Source organism: Pedobacter sp. (assembly GCF_045628745.1).
Classification (GTDB): Bacteria; Bacteroidota; Bacteroidia; order Sphingobacteriales; family Sphingobacteriaceae; genus Pedobacter.
Map to the genome: position 1 here is coordinate 1 of NZ_JAZQPU010000234.1, position 1,973 is coordinate 1,973.

A 1,973-nucleotide genomic window follows, 5' to 3' on the forward strand; every position below is an offset into this window, starting at 1 on the left:
CGATGCCCGACGCGTCCTCACCCGGCTCGGCCAGCCCCGGGATCTCCAGCCCGAACGAGACGCCTTCTCTTCAACAACTTATATTTGGTGTTGCTTTCAATCAACCAATAGGTGAAAATGTATTACCATCTTCTCTTCAACAACTTACATTTGGTTCATATTTCAATCAACCAATAGCACCACACGTATTACCATCTTCTCTTCAACAACTTACATTTGGTTGGAACTTCGATCAACCAATAGCACCAAATGTGTTACCTGCTTCTCTTCAACAACTTACATTTGGTCATTGTTTCAATCAACCAATAGGTGCAAATGTGTTACCTTCTTCTATTCAACAACTTACATTTGGTTGGAAATTCAATCAACCAATAGCACCACACGTATTACCATCTTCTCTTCAACAACTTACATTTGGTCGTGCTTTCAATCAACCAATAGGTGAAAATGTATTACCATCTTCTCTTCAACAACTTACATTTGGTAAAGATGTCAAATCAAGCTATTGAATAGCATGTATTGCTTTCTAGTGATCGTCATTTGCAAGAATTACAAATAGTTGCCATCATTCTCGGCCAACCGACTTGGATAAATAATACTCAACAACAAAGTATATGCATTTTACAAATTGAACATAACTTCACTATTTCTGCCTTTTTGTTTGCGGTAGAATGTTTGATAACTCAAACCAGCAATGAAAATAGCATAATTACGATAGTAGTAATTTTAGTCATGTGTGTATATAATAAAATAGTTTGTTTAATTAATAGCACTGTTTTCTAATTATCGATTCATTCATAAAGAACCTAAGTATGATAATTTGTTTTGCACATTTTTTCTGCATTTCGAAGCAAAAAGTACAATAAAAAAGTAAATATTTGACACACTAACTCTTTCAAAAAAAAGTCTGTTTTTGTATTCGAACATGGAAATATATTGTCAGCATCGAAAATAAACGTGCTGACATACACATATTTTGTATCAAGTTAACATGGACAAAGCTTTAGCTTATATACAAACACATAAATGTGCAATTTTGAAAGCCTCACAAAAATTTGACATTCCATACGCTACGCTTTATAACAGATTCCATGGTATTTCCATTGAAAGAAATTCACATCGCCCACCATTATTAAGTGTTCAGTTGGAAAAAAAATTGATTGAAGTCGCATGCAAGCTCGCAGAGAATGGAAATGGATGGACAAAATCGAAATTTTTACAAGTGGCCTCTTTACTTGTAGGAAAGCCAGAAAAAGGTTTGTCAGATAAATGGTGGAAAGACTTAAAGTTAAGACATCCAGATGTTCGTGCGATTGAAAACAAACGTAAAGATACTCACAAAAAAATTGATGAAGTTGAAGAGGGAAATTGACTCTTTTTATTCTTGTTTTGAAATTTTAAACAACCTTCACAATTACAAACCGTATCAAATATGGAATAGTGATGAGACTGGTACAAGTCAAAACGAATTATGCAAATATGTAGTTGCATCGGATAAATAATTAAAGGCATCCACTCGAATTTCCCAAAATGCACCTGATTTAACAATTATGGCTTCTATTAATGCATCTGGAGAATCAGCACCACCGTTTTTCATCTGTAAAGGTACGGAGATATGTTCCAAATCTATTTCAGGAGATGATTCTGCATTAATAGCATGTAACTCTTCAGGATACATGCGAAAAGATTTATTTAGACAGTGGTTTGATCATTTTTTAAAATGGGTCAGAACAAAACATAATGATCCCATATTATTCATTATAGATAACTGCGCAGCACATGAAATGGATGCTGATTTTTATAATAAAGCGAAAGCGTTAAATGTTGAGATACTTGCATTACCTCCAAATCCAACACACGTCCTTCAAGCCGTTAGATATGGGTGTTTTTCGGTCATTTAAAGCATATTTAGCAAAGGAAATAAATAATTGTATGCATACACTGAAGAGGAATTTTTTAGACCAAGAAGAGTT

At 34.2% G+C, this 1,973-nt stretch carries 4 protein-coding genes; 3 read left to right on the forward strand and 1 reads right to left on the reverse strand.

Annotated features, from left to right (window positions below):
• Both ACR2F7_RS08820 and ACR2F7_RS08825 read left to right on the forward strand, forming a co-directional pair.
• On the forward strand, positions 1–509 hold a 509-nt coding region (locus tag ACR2F7_RS08820; protein ID WP_432713210.1), incomplete at its 5' end, for an FNIP repeat-containing protein.
• Between the two features lie 482 nt (positions 510–991).
• Positions 992–1,372 (forward strand): helix-turn-helix domain-containing protein, encoded by a 381-nt coding sequence (locus tag ACR2F7_RS08825; protein WP_432713211.1) that lies wholly within the window; start codon positions 992–994, stop codon positions 1,370–1,372.
• An 87-nt stretch (positions 1,373–1,459) separates the two neighbouring features.
• On the opposite strand, the gene ACR2F7_RS08830 is transcribed toward ACR2F7_RS08825, so the two are convergent.
• Positions 1,460–1,678 (reverse strand): hypothetical protein, encoded by a 219-nt coding sequence (locus tag ACR2F7_RS08830; RefSeq protein WP_432713213.1) that lies wholly within the window; start codon positions 1,676–1,678, stop codon positions 1,460–1,462.
• Here ACR2F7_RS08830 and ACR2F7_RS08835 point away from each other — a divergent pair.
• Positions 1,596–1,901: a hypothetical protein gene (locus ACR2F7_RS08835; RefSeq protein ID WP_432713212.1), complete on the forward strand. Its 306-nt coding sequence runs from the start codon at positions 1,596–1,598 to the stop codon at positions 1,899–1,901. The two genes, ACR2F7_RS08830 and ACR2F7_RS08835, sit on opposite strands and share 83 nt — an antisense overlap.
• Positions 1,902–1,973 lie beyond the last annotated feature (72 nt).

What these genes read in the sequence shown, in the direction of transcription:
- ACR2F7_RS08825 (WP_432713211.1), top strand. Translation starts at nt 992, where the DNA reads ATGGACAAAGCTTTAGCTTATATACAAACACATAAATGTGCAATTTTG.
- ACR2F7_RS08830 (WP_432713213.1), bottom strand. Translation starts at nt 1,678, where the DNA reads ATGTATCCTGAAGAGTTACATGCTATTAATGCAGAATCATCTCCTGAA.